The sequence below is a fragment of the Citrobacter sp. wls826 genome, assembly GCF_005281245.1.
GTDB classification, from domain to species: Bacteria; Pseudomonadota; Gammaproteobacteria; order Enterobacterales; family Enterobacteriaceae; genus Citrobacter; species Citrobacter braakii.
On record NZ_SZWS01000027.1, the window covers coordinates 113,024 to 115,673 of the forward strand.

Genomic DNA, 2,650 nt, shown 5'->3' on the forward strand with positions numbered 1-2,650 from the left:
GTGTTGGTAGTGGATATTGGCGGGGGTACAACCGACTGTTCACTGCTGCTGATGGGGCCGCAATGGCATCAGCGCGCCGATCGCGAAAACAGCCTGCTGGGGCACAGCGGCTGCCGCGTTGGCGGGAACGATCTGGATATTGCGCTGGCGTTTAAACATCTGATGCCGCTGCTCGGTATGGGGGGAGAAACGGAAAAAGGGATCGCCTTACCTATCCTGCCCTGGTGGAACGCGGTCGCGATCAACGATGTTCCCGCGCAAAGTGACTTCTACAGTAGCGCCAACGGTCGCTTGCTCAACGATCTTGTCCGTGACGCGAAAGAAGCCGATAAAGTCGCCCTACTGCTTAAAGTCTGGCGCGAGCGTCTGAGCTATCGCCTGGTGCGCAGCGCAGAAGAGAGCAAAATCGCGCTCTCCGATCAGACCATTGTGACGGCGGCGATACCGTTTATCAGCGACACGCTGGCAACCGATATCAGTCAACACGGGCTGGAAGCTGCGCTCAATCAGCCCCTGGCGCGCATTCTGGAGCAGGTTCAACTGGCGCTGGAAAACGCGCAGGAAAAACCAGACGTGATTTACCTGACCGGCGGTAGCGCGCGTTCGCCGCTGATTAAAAAAGCCCTCACCCAGCAACTTCCCGGGATTCCGATCGCGGGGGGCGATGATTTCGGTTCCGTTACTGCCGGACTGGCCCGCTGGGCTGACGTTGTTTTCCGCTAAGCGGCTCGCATGCTGAAAAGTACGCGTATTGACATCACCATTGCTGTGGCTTAATTTCAGGAGTGAGGGTTAGGGAGGGCTTCCCCTCCTCCTGGTGTCTTAGTAAGCCGGTAAGCTAATCACTAAGAGTATCACCAGGATGATGACCTGCTTCATCATAACCCTTTCCCTATTTTGGCCCCTTCCTCGGGAGGGGCTTTTCCGTACCAGCGTTCCGCTGAAATCTCTGGCTCTCCTCCTTTTTGCCTTGTCAGCACTCTTACGCACAATCACGTATTCACTATTTTCACCACCGATTGTTGCGTAACGCTTCGCAAAGCCGCATCGGCATTCAGACGAATCCCGACAGTGTTTCATAATTCCTCCATTTTTCTCCCTTGTTCGCTGGCTAAACTAGTATCATTCCGCGAATCGTTTCAGGATGAGAAACTTATAACAATGAAAGGCAGTAAAAAATCCCGCTGGGTGATAGCAATCGCGATCGTTGTGGCCACCGTCGCCGCCATCTGGTTCTGGCAAAGCCGTAACGACGCCCAGGAAAACGCACCGGGCGCGACCAAACCAGCGCAGCACACGCCAGGTTCGGGACGGCGTGGAATGCGCTCCGGGCCGTTGGCTCCCGTTCAGGCTGCCACCGCCGCCATGGAAGCCGTTCCGCGTTACCTGACAGGACTGGGTACCATTACTGCCGCAAATACCGCCACGGTACGTAGCCGGGTGGATGGTCAGCTCATTGCCTTACACTTCGAGGAAGGACAGCAGGTAAAAGCCGGCGACCTGCTGGCAGAGATAGATCCCAGCCAGTTCAAAGTTGCTCTGGCTCAGGCGCAGGGCCAACTGGCAAAAGATAAAGCCACGCTGGCAAATGCCCGTCGCGATCTTGCCCGCTATCAACAGCTGGTGAAAACTAATCTGGTCTCCCGCCAGGAGCTGGATGCCCAGCAGGCGCTGGTAAATGAAACATTAGGGACAATCAAAGCCGATGAAGCCAGCGTCGCCAGCGCCCAATTGCAGCTTGACTGGAGTCGGATAACCGCGCCTGTAGAGGGGCGTGTCGGTCTGAAGCAGGTCGACGTCGGTAACCAAATTTCCAGCGGCGATACCACCGGAATCGTCGTCATTACGCAAACCCATCCTATCGACCTGATATTCACCTTGCCTGAAAACGACATTGCCACCGTGTTGCGGGCGCAAAAATCGGGGACTCCGTTAAAGGTCGAAGCCTGGGACCGAACCAATTCGCAAAAACTGAGCGAAGGCGTCCTGCTCAGTCTCGACAATCAGATTGATGCCACGACCGGAACCATCAAAGTTAAAGCCCGTTTTAACAATCAGGATGATGCTTTATTCCCTAACCAGTTCGTTAACGCCCGCATGCTGGTCGACACGGAACAAAACGCCGTGGTGATCCCAACGGCCGCCCTGCAGATGGGCAATGAGGGCCATTTTGTCTGGGTGCTGAACAGCGAGAATAAAGTGAGCAAACATCTGGTTAAACCAGGTATTCAGGATAGCCAAAAAGTAGTGATCGCCGCCGGGTTGTCCGCAGGCGATCGGGTCATAACCGACGGTATTGACCGCCTGACGGAAGGCGCAAAAGTAGAAGTCGTAGAGGCGCATGACGCCTCTGCTCAGGATGAGAAAACTGCGCCCCGCGGATACGGCAAAAAAGGAGCTAACTCCTGATGCAGGTGTTACCTCCGCACAACACAGGCGGGCCATCACGCCTGTTTATTCTGCGACCTGTCGCCACCACGCTGCTGATGGTCGCGATTTTGCTTGCCGGTATTATCGGTTATCGTTTCCTGCCGATCGCCGCCTTACCGGAAGTCGATTACCCCACGATTCAGGTCGTTACGCTGTACCCGGGCGCCAGCCCGGACGTCATGACCTCGGCGGTAACCGCGCCGCTTGAGCGTCAGTTCGG

Annotated in this window: 4 protein-coding genes; 3 read left to right on the forward strand and 1 reads right to left on the reverse strand. The window is 56.0% G+C overall.

Going from position 1 to position 2,650, the window contains the following annotated elements:
• On the forward strand, nucleotides 1-723 hold a 723-nt coding region (gene yegD, locus FDW87_RS21975; protein ID WP_252363044.1), incomplete at its 5' end, for a molecular chaperone.
• A 99-nt stretch (nucleotides 724-822) separates the two neighbouring features.
• On the opposite strand, the gene FDW87_RS21155 is transcribed toward yegD, so the two are convergent.
• Nucleotides 823-882 carry a type I toxin-antitoxin system Ibs family toxin gene (locus tag FDW87_RS21155; protein WP_109017525.1) on the reverse strand — a complete coding sequence of 20 codons (60 nt, stop codon included), beginning with the start codon at nucleotides 880-882 and terminating at the stop codon, nucleotides 823-825.
• A 279-nt stretch (nucleotides 883-1,161) separates the two neighbouring features.
• Here FDW87_RS21155 and FDW87_RS06445 point away from each other — a divergent pair, with 279 nt between their 5' ends.
• Together FDW87_RS06445 and FDW87_RS21980 are read left to right on the forward strand one after the other, a co-directional pair.
• A complete protein-coding gene (locus FDW87_RS06445) occupies nucleotides 1,162-2,409 on the forward strand; it encodes an MdtA/MuxA family multidrug efflux RND transporter periplasmic adaptor subunit (protein ID WP_016153602.1) in 1,248 nt (415 codons plus the stop codon).
• On the forward strand, nucleotides 2,409-2,650 hold a 242-nt coding region (locus tag FDW87_RS21980), incomplete at its 3' end, for an efflux RND transporter permease subunit (protein ID WP_252363045.1). The genes FDW87_RS06445 and FDW87_RS21980, both read left to right, overlap by 1 nt.

Bases quoted from the DNA above. Each gene is read 5' to 3' on its own strand.
- FDW87_RS06445 (WP_016153602.1), top strand. From the start codon at position 1,162: ATGAAAGGCAGTAAAAAATCCCGCTGGGTGATAGCAATCGCGATCGTT.